This is a genomic window from Sporosarcina sp. FA9 (genome assembly GCF_051550205.1).
Taxonomy (GTDB): domain Bacteria; phylum Bacillota; class Bacilli; order Bacillales_A; family Planococcaceae; genus Sporosarcina.
This window is the reverse complement of record NZ_CP188819.1, coordinates 2,243,790-2,262,490: the sequence shown is the minus strand read 5'-3', so window position 1 is coordinate 2,262,490 and position 18,701 is coordinate 2,243,790. Positions and strand designations below refer to the sequence as shown.

At 37.7% G+C, this 18,701-nt stretch carries 20 protein-coding genes and 1 tRNA gene; 20 read left to right on the top strand and 1 reads right to left on the bottom strand.

Going from position 1 to position 18,701, the window contains the following annotated elements:
- The 9 genes from ACP8HH_RS11295 (at position 1) to uvrC (ending at position 10,445) form a co-directional block, all read left to right on the top strand.
- The gene (locus ACP8HH_RS11295) at positions 1-2,358 is read left to right on the top strand and encodes an endonuclease MutS2 (protein WP_438311321.1); all 2,358 of its coding nucleotides are present in this window, start codon (positions 1-3) and stop codon (positions 2,356-2,358) included.
- A 67-nt stretch (positions 2,359-2,425) separates the two neighbouring features.
- Positions 2,426-2,839 (top strand): DUF350 domain-containing protein, encoded by a 414-nt coding sequence (locus ACP8HH_RS11290; RefSeq protein WP_438311319.1) that lies wholly within the window; start codon positions 2,426-2,428, stop codon positions 2,837-2,839.
- A gap of 260 nt (positions 2,840-3,099) precedes the next feature.
- Positions 3,100-4,797 carry a long-chain-fatty-acid--CoA ligase gene (locus ACP8HH_RS11285; protein ID WP_438311317.1) on the top strand — a complete coding sequence of 566 codons (1,698 nt, stop codon included), beginning with the start codon at positions 3,100-3,102 and terminating at the stop codon, positions 4,795-4,797.
- A gap of 94 nt (positions 4,798-4,891) precedes the next feature.
- Entirely contained in the window at positions 4,892-5,473 is a 582-nt protein-coding gene (locus ACP8HH_RS11280) for a TetR/AcrR family transcriptional regulator (protein ID WP_438311315.1), read from the top strand.
- A 28-nt stretch (positions 5,474-5,501) separates the two neighbouring features.
- Positions 5,502-6,275, top strand: coding sequence for an enoyl-CoA hydratase (locus ACP8HH_RS11275; protein WP_438311314.1), 774 nt, complete (start codon positions 5,502-5,504; stop codon positions 6,273-6,275).
- Between the two features lie 68 nt (positions 6,276-6,343).
- Positions 6,344-7,117, top strand: a complete 774-nt coding sequence (locus ACP8HH_RS11270) for an electron transfer flavoprotein subunit beta/FixA family protein (protein ID WP_438311311.1) — start codon at positions 6,344-6,346, stop codon at positions 7,115-7,117.
- 44 nt (positions 7,118-7,161) lie between these two features.
- On the top strand, positions 7,162-8,136 hold the full coding sequence (locus ACP8HH_RS11265) for an electron transfer flavoprotein subunit alpha/FixB family protein (RefSeq protein WP_438311309.1): 975 nt from the start codon (positions 7,162-7,164) through the stop codon (positions 8,134-8,136).
- A gap of 135 nt (positions 8,137-8,271) precedes the next feature.
- Positions 8,272-8,586, top strand: a complete 315-nt coding sequence (trxA, locus tag ACP8HH_RS11260) for a thioredoxin (protein ID WP_438311306.1) — start codon at positions 8,272-8,274, stop codon at positions 8,584-8,586.
- 65 nt (positions 8,587-8,651) lie between these two features.
- Positions 8,652-10,445, top strand: a complete 1,794-nt coding sequence (uvrC, locus tag ACP8HH_RS11255) for an excinuclease ABC subunit UvrC (RefSeq protein ID WP_438311304.1) — start codon at positions 8,652-8,654, stop codon at positions 10,443-10,445.
- 41 nt (positions 10,446-10,486) lie between these two features.
- Here the strand turns inward: uvrC and ACP8HH_RS11250 are convergent, their stop codons facing one another.
- Entirely contained in the window at positions 10,487-10,906 is a 420-nt protein-coding gene (locus ACP8HH_RS11250; RefSeq protein WP_438311302.1) for a DUF2507 domain-containing protein, read from the bottom strand.
- A 225-nt stretch (positions 10,907-11,131) separates the two neighbouring features.
- On the opposite strand from ACP8HH_RS11250, the gene ACP8HH_RS11245 reads away from it, so the two are divergent.
- The 11 genes from ACP8HH_RS11245 to ACP8HH_RS11195 all read left to right on the top strand — a co-directional run bounded on the left by ACP8HH_RS11245 (position 11,132) and on the right by ACP8HH_RS11195 (position 18,697).
- Positions 11,132-11,746 carry a succinate dehydrogenase cytochrome b558 subunit gene (locus ACP8HH_RS11245; protein WP_438311301.1) on the top strand — a complete coding sequence of 205 codons (615 nt, stop codon included), beginning with the start codon at positions 11,132-11,134 and terminating at the stop codon, positions 11,744-11,746.
- Positions 11,747-11,792: 46 nt separating this feature from the next.
- Positions 11,793-13,547, top strand: a complete 1,755-nt coding sequence (gene sdhA / locus ACP8HH_RS11240; RefSeq protein ID WP_438311299.1) for a succinate dehydrogenase flavoprotein subunit — start codon at positions 11,793-11,795, stop codon at positions 13,545-13,547.
- 5 nt (positions 13,548-13,552) lie between these two features.
- Positions 13,553-14,359 carry a succinate dehydrogenase iron-sulfur subunit gene (gene sdhB / locus ACP8HH_RS11235; RefSeq protein WP_438311297.1) on the top strand — a complete coding sequence of 269 codons (807 nt, stop codon included), beginning with the start codon at positions 13,553-13,555 and terminating at the stop codon, positions 14,357-14,359.
- Between the two features lie 151 nt (positions 14,360-14,510).
- Complete coding sequence (locus ACP8HH_RS11230; protein WP_438311295.1) at positions 14,511-14,966, top strand: acyl-CoA thioesterase; 456 nt, start codon at positions 14,511-14,513, stop codon at positions 14,964-14,966.
- 63 nt (positions 14,967-15,029) lie between these two features.
- Positions 15,030-15,251: a helix-turn-helix domain-containing protein gene (locus tag ACP8HH_RS11225; RefSeq protein ID WP_417766395.1), complete on the top strand. Its 222-nt coding sequence runs from the start codon at positions 15,030-15,032 to the stop codon at positions 15,249-15,251.
- Positions 15,252-15,334: 83 nt separating this feature from the next.
- Positions 15,335-15,781 (top strand): MarR family winged helix-turn-helix transcriptional regulator, encoded by a 447-nt coding sequence (locus tag ACP8HH_RS11220; RefSeq protein ID WP_438319134.1) that lies wholly within the window; start codon positions 15,335-15,337, stop codon positions 15,779-15,781.
- Positions 15,782-15,790: 9 nt separating this feature from the next.
- On the top strand, positions 15,791-16,609 hold the full coding sequence (gene racE, locus ACP8HH_RS11215) for a glutamate racemase (protein ID WP_438311293.1): 819 nt from the start codon (positions 15,791-15,793) through the stop codon (positions 16,607-16,609).
- Between the two features lie 76 nt (positions 16,610-16,685).
- The gene (gene rph, locus ACP8HH_RS11210; RefSeq protein ID WP_438311291.1) at positions 16,686-17,444 is read left to right on the top strand and encodes a ribonuclease PH; all 759 of its coding nucleotides are present in this window, start codon (positions 16,686-16,688) and stop codon (positions 17,442-17,444) included.
- Positions 17,441-18,055, top strand: a complete 615-nt coding sequence (locus ACP8HH_RS11205) for an XTP/dITP diphosphatase (RefSeq protein WP_438311289.1) — start codon at positions 17,441-17,443, stop codon at positions 18,053-18,055. Before rph ends, ACP8HH_RS11205 begins: the two co-directional genes overlap by 4 nt.
- Entirely contained in the window at positions 18,052-18,546 is a 495-nt protein-coding gene (locus ACP8HH_RS11200; RefSeq protein WP_438311287.1) for a metallophosphoesterase, read from the top strand. Before ACP8HH_RS11205 ends, ACP8HH_RS11200 begins: the two co-directional genes overlap by 4 nt.
- Before the next feature lie 77 nt (positions 18,547-18,623).
- Positions 18,624-18,697: transfer RNA gene (locus ACP8HH_RS11195), tRNA-Arg, on the top strand.
- The last annotated feature ends 4 nt before the right edge of the window (positions 18,698-18,701 follow it).

Here is an 18,701-nt window from a genome sequence, read left to right as displayed (position 1 = left end):
ATGGAAACCCGTGTCTTAAAAACACTTGAGTTTGATAAAATCCGTGATCTAGTAGCAAAACATTGTACATCGTCTGCAGGACGTTCATTTATAGATAAGTTGGTACCTGTAAGTGACTTTTCAGAAGTAGTTCGACTGCTCGAAGAAACCGATGAGGGGATGTCTATTCTCAGGCTGCGAGGCAACGTTCCAATGGGTGGAATAAATGATATTCGCCCACATGCTAAAAGAGCACAAATGGGTGGCGTTTTAAGCGCATATGAGCTCATGGAAACGGCGAACACGATTCGAGCAAGTCGGATTTTAAGACAATTCTTCGAAGCTATTATTTCAGATGAAGACATTGAAATTCCACATTTTGAAGCAAAAAAAGATTTGATTCCAATATTGACTGGTTTGGAACACGAAATAAACGCAGCAATCGATGATAACGGTCATGTTGTCGATAGTGCATCTGGAGCACTTCGTTCAATTCGACAAGCGTTACGAATTCAAGAATCCCGTGTAAGAGAACGACTTGAAAGCTACACGAAAGGAAAAAATGCAGCATTGATGTTGTCGGATGCGATTGTTACGATTCGAAATGATCGATTTGTAATTCCGGTGAAATCTGAATATCGGTCCCATTATGGTGGAGTGATACATGACATGTCTTCTTCAGGACAAACGGTATTTATTGAACCTGATGGAGTCGTCCAGGCCAACAATGAAATTAGAAATTTGAAATTAAAAGAGTCGGAAGAAGTGCAGAAAATTCTAATGGAGTTATCTGGAAAAGTGCAAGAGGTTGCTCATGATCTATTTACACTCGTTACTGTATTATCGGAAATCGATATCATTTTAGCAAAAGCAAAGTATGGTACTTTAAATAAATATACAAAGCCTATCGTAAATAATGAAGGATACATTCGTCTTTCACAAGCAAGACATCCACTTATTCCTGTTGATGAAGTCGTCTCAAACAATATTGAATTTGGAAAAGACATTACCACAATTGTTATTACAGGTCCAAATACAGGTGGAAAGACGGTTACACTTAAAACAGTTGGTTTGTCAGTTTTAATGGCTCAATCCGGACTACCAATACCTGCGTTGGATGGTTCGGAAATCGCTGTCTTTGAGTCTATATATGCGGATATTGGGGATGAACAATCAATTGAGCAAAGCCTCAGTACATTTTCATCTCGAATGGTAAATATTGTTGATATACTAAAAAAATACGATGAAAAGTCGCTTATTATACTAGATGAACTTGGCTCGGGAACGGATCCTCAAGAAGGTGCGGCCCTCGCTATTTCAATTTTAGATGAAATACATGGAAGTGGTGCGAGAGTTCTAGCAACTACACATTATCCTGAACTAAAAGCATATGGCTTTAATCGACCGGGTATAGCGAATGCGAGCGTTGAATTCAATATAGATACACTTAGTCCAACATACCGTCTTCTAATCGGCGTTCCCGGAAGAAGTAACGCATTTGAAATTTCGAAACGACTTGGATTAGCGGACAATATTATAGATCGTGCCAAAACGTTTACAGGCACTGATCGAGGCGAAGTAGAATCGATGATTGCTTCTCTTGAAGAAAGCCGTGTTCAGTCTGAAAAAGATGCAGAAGAGACACATAATGTATTGCTTGAGACAGAACAATTGAAAAAAGAACTTCAGGAAAGACTAAATGAATTTGATGCTAAAAAAGAAGTAATGGAAACAAAAGCGAAGGATCGTGCTCGAAAAATTGTTGAGGCGGCAAAAAGTGAATCTGAAGCTGTATTATCCGATTTAAGGGCGATGCGCTTATATGCAGGAGCATCGGTAAAAGAACATGAACTGATCGATGCTAAAAAACGACTTGAAAATGCTGCTCCAGGCGAAAAGCCGAAAAAAGTAGAAACTAAAAAAGCGGGTGTACGACCACTTACAGTTGGTGATGAGGTCCAAGTGCTTAGTTATGGGCAACGTGGTACTCTACTTGATAAAGTTTCAGCAACGGAGTGGGTTGTTCAAATTGGAATTTTGAAAATGAAACTTGAAGAGTCAGGACTACAATATGTGAAACCTGAAAAAGAGAAAAAAACGTATATTTCAACCTCGGTAAAAGGTCGGGATTCAAATGTTTTACTAGAGCTTGATTTACGGGGGGAACGTTATGAAGACGCACTCATTCGTACGGAAAAGTATCTGGATGACGCAATCCTTTCAAATTACCATCAAGTATCCATCATTCACGGCAAAGGAACGGGTGCACTTCGACAAGGTGTTCAACAGTATTTAAAGAATCATTCGCGTGTAAAAAACTACCGTTTTGGAGAAGCAGGCGAAGGTGGACACGGAGTAACTGTTGTCGAATTAAAATAACTTTTGAAACCTTTTGGAACGGTATCCGTATAGGTAGAAAAGACCGAACACAGAAGGAGCTATTAATATGATCAACTCTGCTTTTTGGAACAATTCATTTGTTGAAGCTGCTGGATTTTTTAGTGTCGTAGTACTATGCCTCATTGTATCGATGGTGCTTTTTGAGCTTGTTACAAAATATAAAAATTGGGAACAAATACAAAAAGGCAATGTAGCTGTAGCGCTTGCGACTGGTGGTAAAATTTTCGGAGTTTGTAATATATTTAGGTTTTCAATTGAAAGGCATAATACATTGCCTGAAATGATATTATGGGGCTTATTTGGTTTTTCTTTACTTGTTTTTGCTTATATATTATTTGAGTTTCTGACTCCAAAATTCAAAGTAGATAAAGAAATTGGCAATGATAACCGTTCGGTGGGTTTTATTTCATTAACAATTTCAGTTGGTTTGTCATACGTAATAGGTGCTAGTATTTCTTAGGAGTGTTCATGATGGAGAAGTTATCTAAAGTTTTAATAGTTATTTGTATTCTATTTGTTTTAGTCGGAATATATTGGTTGAGCTTTGGTGCATCTAGCTAATCAAGGACTATTGCATATGTGAATTATTGGAGAAAGTGCCTTTATAGGTACTTTTTTTGTTTTTAAGAAAGATTGTGTTTGTAAGCGTACCCATTTAATACTATAATTAAGAATAGGAATATTCAAAGAATTAAAAGCTTAATAGAAAGGGGTCATTAAGTGACGAATAAAATCTGGTTGGATCTTTATCCAGCAGAAATACCAAAAACACTAGATTATGAAAAGATTCCTCTTCAGGAATTTCTGACTAGGGCAAGTAAGAAATATCCTGATAAAACTGCAATCCATTTCTTAGGTAAGGATGTTTCATATAAGGAGTTCCATGAATCTTCCTTAAAATTTGCTAATTATCTACGTTCAATTGGAATTGTAAAAGGAGACAGAGTGGCCATTATGTTGCCAAATTGTCCACAAAATGCAATTGCTTATTTTGGTATTCTATATAGTGGTGCAATTGTTGTTCAAACAAATCCTCTATATACTGAAAGAGAAATAGAATATCAAATGGTAGATTCTGGTGCTAAAGCAATTATAACTTTAGATTTACTCTATCCAAGGGTTATGAAAGTTGTCAAAAACACAAAATTAGAACACGTCATTGTTACGGGAATTAAAGACTATTTACCGTTCCCGAAAAACATTGTTTATCCTTTTATTCAGAAAAGAGAACATGGTATAACGGTTAAAGTTGAACATCGTGGAATTAATCATTTGTTTACGGAGATTATGAAAACCGCAAAAATGGATGCTATAAACTTTGACTTTGACTTTGAAGAGGATGTTGCAATATTGCAATACACGGGTGGAACAACAGGACCACCAAAAGGTGTTATGTTGACACATAAAAATCTTATTTCAAATACGACTATGTGTAATGCTTGGTTATACAAGTGTAAAGAAGGTGAAGAAACCGGACTAGGTGTATTGCCCTTCTTTCACGTATATGGGATGACAACAGTTTTAATACTAACGGTCATGTTAGGTAATAAGATGGTATTATTGCCGAAATTTGATGCAACTACTACTTTAAAAACGATTCAAAAACAAAAGCCTACACTATTTCCGGGAGCTCCTACGATTTATATTGGTCTTTTAAATCATCCAGATCTTAAGAAATATGATTTGTCTTCAATTAAAGCATGTATAAGTGGCTCTTCTGCGCTGCCAGTTGAAATTCAAGAGAAGTTTGAAGAAGTAACAGGTGGAAAACTTGTTGAAGGTTATGGACTTACAGAGACATCCCCAGTGACACATGCAAATTTTGTGTGGTCAGACAATCGTCAAAAAGGGTCCGTAGGTGTCCCATGGCCAGATACCGATTCTGTTATTTTAGGTCCTGACGGAGCAGAACCGTTAGCGTTTGGTGAAGTGGGTGAAATAGCTGTAAAGGGACCGCAAGTGATGAAAGGTTATTGGAATAAGCCACAAGATACTGAGGAAACATTTAGAGATGGTTGGTTTTTAACAGGTGACTTGGGATATATGGATGAGCAAGGTTATTTCTATGTAGTGGATCGTAAAAAAGATATGATTATTGCTGGTGGCTTTAATATTTATCCAAGAGAAATAGAAGAAGTTCTTTATGAACACGAAGCAATACAAGAATGTGTGGCTGCGGGTATACCCGATGCATATCGTGGTGAGACTGTGAAGGTATTTATTGTTCTAAAAGAGGGCGCGAAGGTAACAGAAGAAGAACTTAATACTTTTTGCCGTGCGCGACTTGCAGCATTTAAAGTTCCAAGACAATATGAATTCCGTACAGAACTTCCTAAAACAGCTGTGGGTAAAATATTGCGTCGGACACTTATTGAAGAAGAAAAAAAGAAATCAGCCGAGGAATCGCTTAGTTCATGACTTAATGCTTGACTGTAGCACTTATAACTATTAATATGAAAATATGAATGATGACTCATTCATATTTTCTTTTTTTATGGGGTGAAAAACAAAAGTGAAACGTGATAAACCAAAATACAAACAAATTATTGACGCAGCAGTTATCGTTATTGCTGAAAATGGATACCATCAAGCACAAGTTTCAAAAATTGCAAAGGAAGCTAATGTTGCAGATGGAACAATATATCTTTATTTTAAAAATAAAGAAGATATATTGATTTCTGTTTTTCGAGAAAAAATGGCGATTTTTGTTGATAATCTTCGCGTCATACTTACTAAAGACATTGATACATCTCAGAAACTATTAAAAATGATTGATAATCATTTTCGAGTCTTAAATGAGGATCGAAACTTAGCCATTGTTACACAACTAGAGTTAAGACAGTCTAATAAAGAATTACGACTGCGTATAAATGAAGTTTTGAAAGAATATCTAGGTCTTTTGGACAATATATTAAAAGAAGGTATTGATAAAGGAGAACTAAATAAATCTCTCGATGTCCGACTTGCTAGACAAATGGTTTTTGGAACAATTGATGAAACAATAACTTCTTGGGTGATGAATGATCAAAAGTATGATTTAATGAGACTATCTCCTGAAGTTCATAAGCTGCTCATGAAGGCTATGAAAGCTTAGTAGTTTAGGTTGAAAAGGATGGGATATAATGGAGTTTTTAAGCGTAGTTATTGAAGATGCAGTCGCTGTTGTCACGATTAATAGACCGCCTGCAAACGCACTTTCTCGTACTCTTATTTTAGAAGTAGACGAACTGTTAAGCAAAGTGGAAAATGATGATTCGGTTCGAGTAATTGTTATCCATGGGGAAGGGAAGTTTTTCTCCGCGGGTGCAGATATTAAAGAATTCACTTCGGTTACCTCGGGTGTTGAGTTTTCAAAGCTTTCTGCAAATGGACAGGAAGTATTTGAAAGACTCGAGTGCTTCAGTAAACCTATAATTGCATCTATTCACGGAGCAGCTTTGGGTGGCGGTCTCGAACTTGCAATGGCATGTCATATCCGACTAGTTTCTGATAGTGCTAAACTTGGATTACCGGAATTACAACTTGGTTTAATCCCTGGCTTTGGTGGAACACAACGTCTTCCCCGGTATGTAGGTATGCCTAAGGCAGCTGAAATGCTGTTAACGAGCGAACCTATTTCCGGAGTTGAAGCAGTTCAGTTTGGTCTTGCCAATAAAGCGTATTTGGAAGAAGAACTGTTCGAGAAAACTATGGAACTTGCGAAAAAAATAGCGAAAAAAAGTCCGATAGCTGTAAAAGCGGCGTTAGAAATGTTGCAATTTTCGAAACATACGTTGTATTATAAGGGAGTGAAAGCTGAATCTGATTCATTCGGAGAAGTTTTTATTTCTGAAGATGCAACAGAAGGAATACAAGCATTTTTAGAAAAACGTGCACCAATATTTAAAGGGAAATAGAATTACGGTAAAGTGAAAGTGAAACAGTTGTAGAAATGACTATGAAAAAAGCTGAGGGGGTTTGCAACATGAATATTTATGTTTTGGTAAAGCGTACGTTTGACACAGAGGAAAGAATTTCTATTAGTGGCGGTAAAATAGCTGATGACGGTGCAGAATTCATTATTAATCCATATGACGAATATGCGATTGAAGAAGCAATCCAGGTGCGTGACGCAAATGGCGGCGAAGTTACAGTCATTACATTAGGTAATGAAGATGCTGAGAAGCAACTTCGTACTGCCCTAGCAATGGGAGCAAACAAAGCAGTCCTAATAAATACAGAAGATGATTTAGATGAAATGGATGAATATACTGCTGCCAAAATTATCGCAGAATATTTGAAAGATAAAGATGCAGATTTAATTTTAGCCGGTAACGTAGCAATTGATGGTGGTTCTGGTCAAATAGGTCCACGCGTTGCTGAATTACTAAACATTAACTATGTAACTACAATTACTAAACTTGAAATTGATGGTACAAACGTTAAAATCGTTCGGGATGTGGAGGGCGATTCAGAGATGATTGAAACGTCACTTCCATTACTAGTTACTGCACAACAAGGACTTAACGAGCCGCGTTACCCATCACTACCGGGTATTATGCAAGCACGTAAAAAGCCACTTGAAGAACTCGAACTTGATGATTTAGATCTTGACGAGGATGAAGTTGCAGCTAAAACAGAAACGATTGAAATTTATCTTCCACCAGCAAAAGTTGCTGGCCGTGTTCTTGCAGGAGATCTTAGTGATCAAGTAACAGAGCTTATCGATCTACTTAAAAACGAAGCAAAAGTAATTTAATATAATTGAACATAGAATTGATATCGTAATTAGGAGGGACAATAATGTCTAAAAAAGTATTAGTACTTGGTGAAGCACGTGAAGGTGTTTTACGTAACGTATCATTTGAAGCAATTGCAGCTGCGAAGAAAATTTCTGGTGGCGGCGAAGTTGTCGGTGTATTACTTGGCGATTCCGTCCAGTCACTTGGTGAAGAGATGATTCAGTATGGAGCAGACCGTATCATTACAGTTGAGCATCCACACTTGAAACAATATACATCCGATGGTTTTGGTCAAGGATTCATGGCAGTTTATGAGCAAGAAAAACCGGATGCAATTGTCTTTGGACATACAGCACTTGGTAAAGATCTTTCACCTAAAATTGCTAGTAAACTTTCATCGGGATTAATTTCTGATGTAACGGATATTGAAGGAGAAGATGATGCTGCAGTATTCATTCGTCCGATCTATTCAGGTAAAGCATTTGAAAAAGTGAAAAATAAAGACGGATTACTTTTCATTACAATCCGTCCAAATAATATTAAACCACTTGAACTAGATTCCAGCCGTACGGGTGATATTGCTTCGATTACGGTTGATATTACAAACTTGCGTACGATTATTTCCGAAGTTGTTCGTAAAACGACTGAGGGAGTTGATATGTCTGAAGCAAAAGTTGTTATTGCTGGTGGTCGTGGAGTGAAGAGTGCAGAAGGCTTTGCACCATTACAAGAACTTGCGAATTTACTAGGCGGAGCGATTGGAGCATCACGCGGAGCATGCGATGCGGATTACTGTGACTATTCTTTACAAATTGGACAAACAGGTAAAGTAATTACGCCTGATTTGTACATTGGAGTAGGAATTTCCGGTGCAATTCAACATATGGCTGGAATGTCCAATTCAAAAATCATCGTAGCAATAAACAAAGATCCTGAAGCAAACATTTTCAAAGTTGCGGACTACGGAATTGTTGGAGATTTATTTGAAGTAATTCCAATGATGATTGAAGAAGTTAAAAAAATTCAAGGTAAATAAGTAAAAAACCTCTTACTAACTGTAAGAGGTTTTTTACTGTTGTTTTGGAAGTCGTATATAAGCATATTTTTCGCTCGTTGTAAAGCCGCATGTTATAATAAAAGGGAGTTAGATACTAAAGGAGGAATTATTTATATGGCTATTATAAATGCAACCGATAAGGATTTTGCAGAAAATATTAAAGAAGGTGTTGTCCTAGTTGACTTTTGGGCACCGTGGTGTGGACCTTGTAAAATGATTGCTCCAGTTCTAGAAGAATTGAGCAGTGAAATAGAAGGTAAAGCAAGCATTGTGAAAATCGATGTTGATGACAATCAAGAAACAGCAAGTAAGTATGGTGTTATGTCAATTCCAACTTTACTACTTTTCAAAGATGGCGAAATCGTAGATAAAGTTGTTGGCTTCCAACCAAAAGAAGCACTTTCATCATTAATTACAAAACACTCTTAATACTATTAACGAACCGGATTGCACTAGCATTAGTGGCACTCCGGTTTTTTTGGCAGGTGAATTAGATGAATGAGCTAATTGAACAGAAATTATCGATACTACCTGACTATTCAGGATGTTATATGATGAAAGATCGACAAGGCACAATAATATATGTAGGAAAAGCAAAAGTATTGAAACAGCGCGTCCGAAGTTATTTTACAGGGACCCATGATGCAAAAACACAACGACTTGTTGGAGAAATTGTGGATTTCGAAACAATTATCACTTCATCCAATATTGAGGCACTTATTTTAGAGTTAAATCTAATAAAGCAATATGATCCAAAATACAATATCATGCTAAAAGATGATAAAACATATCCATATTTGAAAATTACAGCAGAACGACATCCTAAATTAATTATTACGAGACAGGTCAAAAAAGACAAGGGCAAATATTTTGGACCCTATCCGAATTCTTTTGCTGCAAATGAAACGAAAAAGTTACTAGATAGAATCTACCCTTATCGAAAATGTCATACACTGCCTGATCGAGTGTGTTTATATTATCACTTGGGGCAATGTCTCGGGCCTTGTGTTAATGACGTCAGTCAGGAAACATATAAAGAAATGATTGATAATATTTCGAGGTTTTTAAATGGTGGATATAAGAATGTAAAAAATGAATTGTTAGTAAAAATGTTGGCGGCCTCGGAAGAACTTGAGTTTGAACGTGCACAAGAATATCGAGATCAAATCATTAATATTGAAAAAATAATGGAGAAACAAACGATCACAATGAATGATTTTACAGACCGTGATGTTTTTGGATACGCGGTTGAAAATGGTTGGATGTGTGTACAAGTATTTTTTGTTCGACAGGGAAAGCTTATTGAGCGCGACGTATCCATTTTCCCGTTGTATCAAGAGCCTGAAGAAGTACTGTTAACATTTATTGGCCAGTTCTATAGTAAATCTGAACATTTAAAACCACAAGAAATCTTACTTCCAAGTGGAATTGATGCGGAGATTATTCGACAGCTTTTAGAGGTGAACGTGTTTATTCCTCAAAGAGGTAAAAAGAAAGATCTTGTTAATTTATCGATTAAAAACGCGGAAATATCATTGAATGAAAAGTTTTTACTCATAGAACGTCAAGAATCCAAAACAATTGGAGCTTGTGAAGATTTGGGAGAAGCGATGAACATTACAATCCCACTTCGAATTGAAGCATTCGATAATTCACATACGTACGGTGCCGATCCAGTTTCCGCGATGGTGTCATTTGTGGATGGAAAACCAAATAGAAAGGATTATCGGAAATATATGACCAAAACAGCTGCGGCCCATGATGACTACGGAGCAATGCGTGAAGTAGTTCGTAGACGTTATATTCGGGTCTTGAACGAGAATTTACCACTACCCGATCTTATAGTCATTGATGGGGGTAAAGGGCATATGGAAGTTGCACGCGAAGTAATTGAAGATGAATTAGGTTTATCAATCCCGATTGCTGGACTTGCTAAAGACGATAAACATCAAACCTCCCAACTTCTTTATGGTAATCCAGTTGAAGCAATACCTTTAAAGAGTACAAGTGAGGCATTTTACTTATTGCAACGTATTCAGGATGAAGTGCATCGATTTGCAATAACGTTTCATAGACAAAGGCGAGGAACGAATTCATTCACTTCTGCTTTAGATGGTTTGCCGGGTGTTGGACCAAAAAGAAAGAAGAATTTACTGAAATACTTTAAAACAGTGAAAGCAATTCAGGAAGCGTCCATTGAAGAACTTCAAAAAGCGGGGTTACCGGCTGCAATCGCAGTTTCAGTTGCAGAACATTTTAAAGCACAAGAATTATTGGAAAAAAAATAAGATACTCAATCCAATTAAGTGAGTATCTTATTTTTAATATGTCAAATTTTTGATTTTAAGTCCCATTTTACATGAAATTGAATATGTGTATCTTTTTTATTTGTTTTTGCCTCACCAAAACATTCAGTAAGAACCCCGTTAATTTTTTGATATTGTTCTGCGATGAAACCAGCTTCTAGACCAAAAGTTCTTTTTTGACTGTTCATATACTCAGAGTTATCTTTTAAAGTGTAAAAGTCTTCATGTTTAGTAGTCTTTTCAAGTGTAAGCAAGCCCCATCCTGCTTCAATAAAAAATGAAGGTAACTCATCTATAATAAAAACAGGGAACTTTCGAGCGATTTCTTTACCAGACCAATAGAGAATATCGCTTTCGTGAGGACCAAGTATGCTGGGTAATACATGATCGCGTAAAATTTCGTAGCCGAATCGAGTCGGCGTACCGTATGTATCGTTATCCAATAGATTGTGCAACCCTTCTAAACAGTAATTTTGATGGATTTAAATAATGTTTATATTTGAATAATTACTCCCGAAATTCTATATCCATCTTGACCTCCTTAATTAGGAGGAGTACAATAGACATGTTCTAATATTGTACCATGAAGAGGTGTACCGTCAATCGATTTCTCGTGTCAAAACGATGTCAATCGCTGGTATAAACTCAGTAAAAGGGAGGGTAAAAAATTGTTAAGAGAATCCGATTTTTATATTCGTCGTCTTCATTCATTATTGGGTATTATTCCAATAGGGCTTTTTGTGACACAGCACTTGGTAATTAACCATTTTGCGACACGTGGACCCGATGCTTTTAACGCGGCTTCAAAGTTCATGGAAAGCTTACCTTTCGTTCTATACTTAGAATGGTTTGTTATTTATATTCCATTGTTGTTACATGCAGTTTTTGGTCTCTACATAGCCTTTACAGCTAAAAATAACGTCAATCGGTATGGCACATTCCGTAACTGGATGTTCAAACTACAAAGAATTACCGGAGTAATGCTTGTAATTTTCATTGCATGGCATATTTATCAAACACGCTTCCAAAAAGCGATTGGTGCACAAGAAGTTGACTTTGATATGATGGCTAATATTTTGTCGAGTCCTTTCTTTTTGGTGTTCTATATTGTTGGTGTTCTTGCAGCTACGTTCCATTTAGCAAACGGACTTTGGTCATTCCTCGTTACTTGGGGTATTACACAAACGCCTAGATCACAAAAAATTGTTTCATTCATAACAATCGGTGTATTTTTAATCCTTTCAGTAATTGGAATGCAAGCAATTTTTGCGTTTGTTATCTAAATCAGTAATTAAAATGTATATTTAAAAATTGAGGAGTGAAACAATAATGGCTAAAAGCGGATTGATTGTCGTTGGCGGCGGTCTTGCCGGTTTAATGGCTACAATGAAAGCGGCAGAAGAAGGAACGCCGGTTAAATTGTTCTCCATAGTTCCGGTTAAACGTTCCCACTCTGTATGTGCGCAAGGCGGCATTAACGGTGCAGTTAACACAAAAGGCGAAGGAGATTCACCTGCTATTCATTTCGATGACTCAGTATATGGCGGTGACTTCCTTGCCAACCAACCACCAGTTAAAGCGATGACGGATGCGGCTCCTGGGATTATTCGTCTTATGGACCGTATGGGAGTTATGTTCAATAGAACACCTGAAGGTTTACTTGACTTCCGTCGTTTTGGAGGAACACTCCATCACCGTACAGCTTTTGCGGGTGCTACGACTGGACAACAACTTTTGTATGCTCTTGATGAACAAGTTCGTAGATATGAAGTTGACGGTCTTGTTACAAAATATGAGCACTGGGAATTTCTTGGGGTTATTCTTGATGATGAAGGTATTTGTCGCGGAATTAAAGCGCAAAACCTCTATACAATGGAAATTCAAGCTTTCAAAGCTGACGCAGTAATTATGGCAACAGGTGGTCCGGGAATTATTTTCGGAAAATCTACAAACTCAGTCATTAATACTGGATCAGCAGCTTCTATTGTTTATCAACAAGGCGGTTATTACGCAAATGGAGAATTCATTCAAATTCACCCAACAGCAATTCCAGGAGATGATAAACTTCGTCTCATGAGTGAATCTGCACGTGGGGAAGGCGGACGAATCTGGACATATAAAGACGGTAAGCCTTGGTATTTCCTAGAGGAAAAATATCCTGCATACGGAAACCTTGTACCACGAGACGTTGCAACACGTGAAATCTTTGACGTCTGTGTCAATCAAAAACTAGGGATTAACGGTGAAAACATGGTTTATTTGGATCTCTCACATAAAGATCCACATGAATTAGATGTTAAACTCGGTGGTATTATTGAAATTTATGAGAAGTTTACGGGTGATGATCCTCGTAAAGTTCCTATGAAAATATTCCCAGCTGTTCATTATTCAATGGGCGGACTTTGGGTAGATTATGACCAACAAACAAATATTCCAGGCCTTTTTGCAGCAGGAGAATGTGATTATTCACAGCATGGAGCAAACAGACTTGGTGCGAACTCACTTCTTTCAGCAATTTATGGTGGGATGGTTGCAGGACCTAAAGCTATCGAGTACATGAAAGGTCTAAAGCGTACTGCTATAGAACTTCCATCGACAATTTTCGATTCAGCTGTTAAAGAAGAGCAAGAAAAATGGGATGCTACTCTTAAAATGGACGGAAATGAAAATGCGTATGTGCTTCACCGTGAACTTGGTGAGTTGATGACTGAAAACGTAACAGTAGTTCGTCACAATGACCGTTTGGCAAAAGCGGATGAAAAGATCCTTGAACTTCTTGAAAGATATGAAAATATTAGTATGACAGACACACAGCTTTGGTCTAACCAAGGTGCTACATTCGCACGTCAATTGAAAAACATGTTATATTTAGCACGTGTTATTACAATAGGCGCTCTTAATCGTAATGAAAGCCGTGGCGCACATTATAAACCAGAATTTCCGAAACGTGATGATGAGAATTTCATGAAAACGACAATGGCGAAATTCGACGGGAAATCCGCACCAATCTTCCACTATGAAGAAATTGATGCTGAACTGATTCCACCACGTGCACGTGACTATTCTGCATCGAAAGGAGATTGAAGTAATTGAGTAATCAAAATACAGCAGCACCAGAGCATGAACAGACAACAAAGCCAAAAACTGTGAAATTTGAAGTACTACGTCAAGATAAATCCGATTCTCCTTCATATTGGGAAAAGTTTGAAGTACCTTACAGACCGAATATGAACGTAATTTCCGCGCTTATGGAAATTCGTCGTAACCCAGTAAATTCAGATGGAAAAAAATCCACTCCGATAAGCTGGGATATGAACTGTTTAGAGGAAGTTTGTGGTGCATGTTCAATGGTTATCAATGGTCGTCCACGTCAATCGTGTACAGCACTCGTTGATCAATTCGTACAGCCAATCAAACTTGAGCCAATGAAAACATTTCCAGTCGTCCGCGACCTTATCGTTGATAGAGAGTTTATGTTTGATTCACTCAAAAAAATTAAGGCATGGGTTCCTATTGATGGTACGTATGACCTTGGTGATGGTCCTCGTATGCCTGAACGCAAACGTCAATGGGCTTATGAGCTTTCCAAATGTATGACTTGTGGTGTTTGTCTTGATGCTTGTCCGAACGTAAACGATAAGACGAATTTCATAGGTCCAGCACTTCTATCACAAGTACGCCTTTTCAACACGCATCCAACAGGTGCAATGAATAAAGATGAGCGTCTCGATGCTCTTATGACTGACGGCGGTATTGCTGAATGTGGTAACTCACAGAACTGTGTTGTTGCATGTCCAAAAGGAATTCCATTAACAACATCTATTGCAGCAATGAACCGTGCAACAAATATTCATATGTTCAAAAACTTCTTCGGAAGCGACCATATGGTTGATTAATTAATAAAAGAACGAATCCTGTCTTGGTTATCCATGACAGGATTTTTTCTATTTATTTAATAAAGTCCTATCACTGTTCAATTTCTATCATAAGTTTGGTACAATAAGATAATGAACAGTGATTCATTATCTTATTTAGGAGGTTAATAATATGAGAGCAAGTTACATAAAAGATTTAACAACATGGGCTTCGGAATTTAAATTTTCCGTTCAAGTATCGGTACGATTTTCTGAAACGGATATGTATGGTCATTTAAATAATACGGTGACATTTGCATATTATGAGTATGCAAGAATTGAGTATTTGAAACAAATAGGCCTTATGAACGATTGGCTTGATCCAGCAGGCAAGACCATTCCAGTCGTAGCGGATTTACAGTGCGATTATTTGAAACAAGTATTTTTTGATGAGGCACTCGATATCTATGTGAAAGCTGCTTCTATCGGAAATTCTTCTGTTGATGTTCATTATATGGCAAAGAACGCTAGAGACCAGATTGTATTTACAGGACGCGGGTCAATTGTACAAATTAGTAAAGATACGGGAAAAGGAATTGCATGGACACAAAAAGAAAAGTCGCTTTTTGTCGGTGAATCTATCAAATAGCCGTCACAGCTTACACTCCTTTCACATATTTTAAAGTGAACGTGATAGGAGGGGCGCGTCTTGATAGATGAATCAAAACACCGGTCATTGTTGACAGTAAGAGAGAGACAGATTTTTAATTTACTCATTGAGGATCAGACGACAAAAGATATCGCAGGACGGCTCGGTATTAGTGAAAAGACTGTCCGGAATCACATCTCAAACACAATCCAGAAACTTGGAGTTTCGGGTAGGGCACAAGCTATTATTGAGTTATTAAGGCTAGGTGAATTGAAATTGAGTTAAACCTATTGCCTTAACTGAAGAAAAGGGTGACAATGAGAGAAACAGTAAGCTTTTTTGAGGAGCTGATTCACTTGACAGAACAGATGACACCTGAAAATCACGCTACAGAAGAAATCGCACATATGGAAAAAGAGTTTCGCTATATTGCAGCAATTATTAAACAAAAGGGACGAAAAATCCTGAAGAATTACACAATAACTCCACCCCAATTCATTGCATTGCAATGGTTATTTGAACATGGTGATATGACAATTGGAGATTTGTCGAATCGTATGTTTCTTGCATTCAGTACGACAACAGATCTTGTTGATCGTATGGAAAAGAACAGTCTCGTGAAACGAGTTCGAGACGAACATGATCGCCGGGTTGTCCGAATCCATCTTCTTGTTGAAGGGGAACGTGTAATTGAAGAAGTAATTGACAAACGTAGCTATTATCTCAGCACAGTGTTATCTGATTTTGATCAAGAAGAGATTACGCTTTTTTCATCTCTACTGACAAAACTTCATGAAGAGATGAAAAAGGATTGAGGGATTTTAATGGACGCAGCAATCGGTATTATTGATTCAGGTGTTGGAGGTTTAACAGTTGTAAAGGAAATGTTGAAGATTTTGCCAAATGAATCGATCATATATATCGGCGATCGAAAACGCTGTCCTTATGGGCCGCGTTCGGCGGAAGAAGTTCGAACCTTTACGATTGAAATGGCCACGGCACTTTCCCAAATGGGAATTAAAATGCTAGTAGTTGCTTGCAATACAGCAACTGCTGTAGCGTTAGATGATATTCGAGCACTTTTTAGTTTTCCGATAATTGGCGTTATTAACCCCGGTGCACGTGCAGCAGTAAATGCTACTAAAACGGGTAAAATTGCAGTTCTTGGAACAATTGGAACTATTAAAAGCGGTTCGTATGATGCTGCGATAAAAAAATTAATCCCTGAAGCCACTGTTTATCCACTCGCCTGTCCAGAGTTCGTTCTTATTGTCGAAAGCGGTCAATACAAGTCGGAAAATGCAGACAAAGTGGTTAGGAAATCACTTGCTGCAATTGTTGATTTAGATTTTGATGCTGCAATATTAGGTTGTACGCATTATCCACTTTTGGAAGATAAAATCAAAAAACATCTTTCGAAATCTGTGAAAATTATTTCTTCAGCTATAGAAACAGTACGCGATGTTGAAGAAACGTTATTAGTTACGGGTGTTCGAAACCTAACAGCGGATAATACTGAACCTATTTTTTATACAACAGGTTCAATCGAGGGTTTTCAAAACATTGTAATGGATTGGTTGGATATTAAAGAACCTGATGTCAGGTATATTGAATTGGATTTAACCCAGAATGTTGATTGTTGACATTCTGGGTTTTTGTGTATAAGAATTAGGTTATGATAAGATGAATGCGGAATTACAATAGTGGAGGGTACCCAATATGAGACATGATGGAAGAACGTCAAGTAAGTTAAGACCAGTAAAAATCGAAACGGATTATTTGATTCACCCTGAAGGGTCTGTACTTATTTCAGTCGGCAATACAAAAGTAATCTGTACAGCGTCTGTAGAGGACCGTGTGCCTCATTTTTTGAGAGGGAGCGGAAAAGGATGGATAACTGCAGAGTATTCCATGTTGCCACGCGCTACAGGTCAGAGAACGCAGCGTGAGGCTACTAAAGGGAAAGTCAGCGGACGAACTATGGAAATTCAACGTCTTATTGGTCGTGCATTGCGTGCTGTTGTAGATTTAGAATCTCTTGGGGAACGTACCATTTGGATCGACTGTGATGTAATTCAAGCAGATGGGGGAACGAGAACCGCATCCATTACTGGAGCTTTTGTTGCAATGACAATAGCTATAGCAAAAATTCACTATGAAAAGCAGTTCAGGATATTTCCAGTAGCATCATTACTTGCAGCAACAAGTGTTGGCAAGACAATTGAAGATGAACTAATCGTAGACCTCGATTATATAGAAGATTCTTCCGCAGCTGTCGATATGAACGTTGTAATGACAGGTCGGGGGGAATTTGTTGAATTACAAGGATCCGGTGAAGAAGCGACGTTTACAAAAGTTGAAATGATTGACCTGGTGTCGCTTGCTGAAGAAGGTATTAAGGAATTATTTGAAATCCAAACGAATGCTTTAGGTGATATGGCAGACCTAATAGGCTTTTATGGAAGTGTACCTGAATGAAAGAAGTGCTAATCGCAACGAATAATATTGGGAAAGTCAATGATTTCTCTAGGTTACTTGAACCTTTTGGAATATCAGTTTTATCGTTAAATGATTTAGAAGAAACAATCGACGTCGAAGAAACTGGGGATACATTTGAAGCGAACGCTATTTTGAAAGCTGAAACTGTAGCTAATCTACTTGGTAAAATTGTTATAGCGGATGACAGTGGACTTGAAATCGACGCTCTCCACGGTGCACCAGGAGTTTACTCTGCGCGCTTTGCGGGACCTTTAAAGGGCGATGAAGAGAATATCGATAAAGTGTTGGTCGAAATGTCTGAAGTGCCTGGCGAGGAGCGTACGGCCCGTTTTCGATGTGTCCTAGCAATTGCAGGACCAAATATGGAAACAAAAACTTTTTCGGGCAGTTGCGAAGGTCTAATTCAACGTGAACGAAAAGGGAAAAACGGATTTGGTTATGATTCGATTTTTTATGTACCAGAAAAGATACGTACGATGGCACAGTTAACGCCTGATGAGAAAAATGAAATTTCTCATCGCGGTGCAGCCATTTCGAAACTACAAGGTGAAATTTCAACTTTAATAAATGAAGTGAGTGATGAACTTTGAAAATTATTGTTATGAGTGATTCGCATGGAGATAAAGAAACGGTGAAAGCTGTTTCTCTACAACCCGGTGATGGGTATTTTCATTGTGGAGATAGCGAACTGGTTTTTACGGATCCTGTATTTTCCGAGATGCATAAAGTTCGAGGTAATTGTGATTTTGATAATCATTTTCCAAGACAATCATTAGTAACTGTTGGAAATAAAAAAGTTCTAACTGTGCATGGTCATGAACATGGTGTGAAAGAATCACTAACTAGAATTTATTATTCTGCAAAAGAAAATAATGCAGATATTGTTTTATTTGGTCATTCTCACCTGTATGGAACAGAAATGATTGATGGAGTTCTATTTGTTAATCCTGGTAGTACAATGCAACCAAGAGGCGGAAGAAAGCCTACGTATGCTGTAGTTGAATGGGGTGAAACAGCCGCTGTAACCTTTAAAGATATGGACCATAATGTGGTAGATTCAATTACTTTTAAGAATTTTTAAAAATACCATTGACATTTGCATTGAAAGTAACTATACTAAAGTTTGTCGTTAGCGATCATCTGATTGTTTAACAACATGTCTCAGTAGCTCAGCTGGATAGAGCAATGCCCTTCTAAGGCATCGGTCGCAGGTTCGAATCCTGCCTGGGACGTACA

Excerpts from the sequence above, each read along its gene's own strand:
- ACP8HH_RS11275 (WP_438311314.1), top strand. The coding sequence starts at position 5,502 with ATGGAGTTTTTAAGCGTAGTTATTGAAGATGCAGTCGCTGTTGTCACG.
- ACP8HH_RS11290 (WP_438311319.1), top strand. The coding sequence starts at position 2,426 with ATGATCAACTCTGCTTTTTGGAACAATTCATTTGTTGAAGCTGCTGGA.
- ACP8HH_RS11205 (WP_438311289.1), top strand. The coding sequence starts at position 17,441 with ATGAAAGAAGTGCTAATCGCAACGAATAATATTGGGAAAGTCAATGAT.
- sdhA (WP_438311299.1), top strand. The coding sequence starts at position 11,793 with ATGGCTAAAAGCGGATTGATTGTCGTTGGCGGCGGTCTTGCCGGTTTA.
- ACP8HH_RS11265 (WP_438311309.1), top strand. The coding sequence starts at position 7,162 with ATGTCTAAAAAAGTATTAGTACTTGGTGAAGCACGTGAAGGTGTTTTA.
- ACP8HH_RS11295 (WP_438311321.1), top strand. The coding sequence starts at position 1 with ATGGAAACCCGTGTCTTAAAAACACTTGAGTTTGATAAAATCCGTGAT.
- ACP8HH_RS11230 (WP_438311295.1), top strand. The coding sequence starts at position 14,511 with ATGAGAGCAAGTTACATAAAAGATTTAACAACATGGGCTTCGGAATTT.
- ACP8HH_RS11220 (WP_438319134.1), top strand. The coding sequence starts at position 15,335 with ATGACACCTGAAAATCACGCTACAGAAGAAATCGCACATATGGAAAAA.
- trxA (WP_438311306.1), top strand. The coding sequence starts at position 8,272 with ATGGCTATTATAAATGCAACCGATAAGGATTTTGCAGAAAATATTAAA.
- racE (WP_438311293.1), top strand. The coding sequence starts at position 15,791 with ATGGACGCAGCAATCGGTATTATTGATTCAGGTGTTGGAGGTTTAACA.
- ACP8HH_RS11270 (WP_438311311.1), top strand. The coding sequence starts at position 6,344 with ATGAATATTTATGTTTTGGTAAAGCGTACGTTTGACACAGAGGAAAGA.
- uvrC (WP_438311304.1), top strand. The coding sequence starts at position 8,652 with ATGAATGAGCTAATTGAACAGAAATTATCGATACTACCTGACTATTCA.
- rph (WP_438311291.1), top strand. The coding sequence starts at position 16,686 with ATGAGACATGATGGAAGAACGTCAAGTAAGTTAAGACCAGTAAAAATC.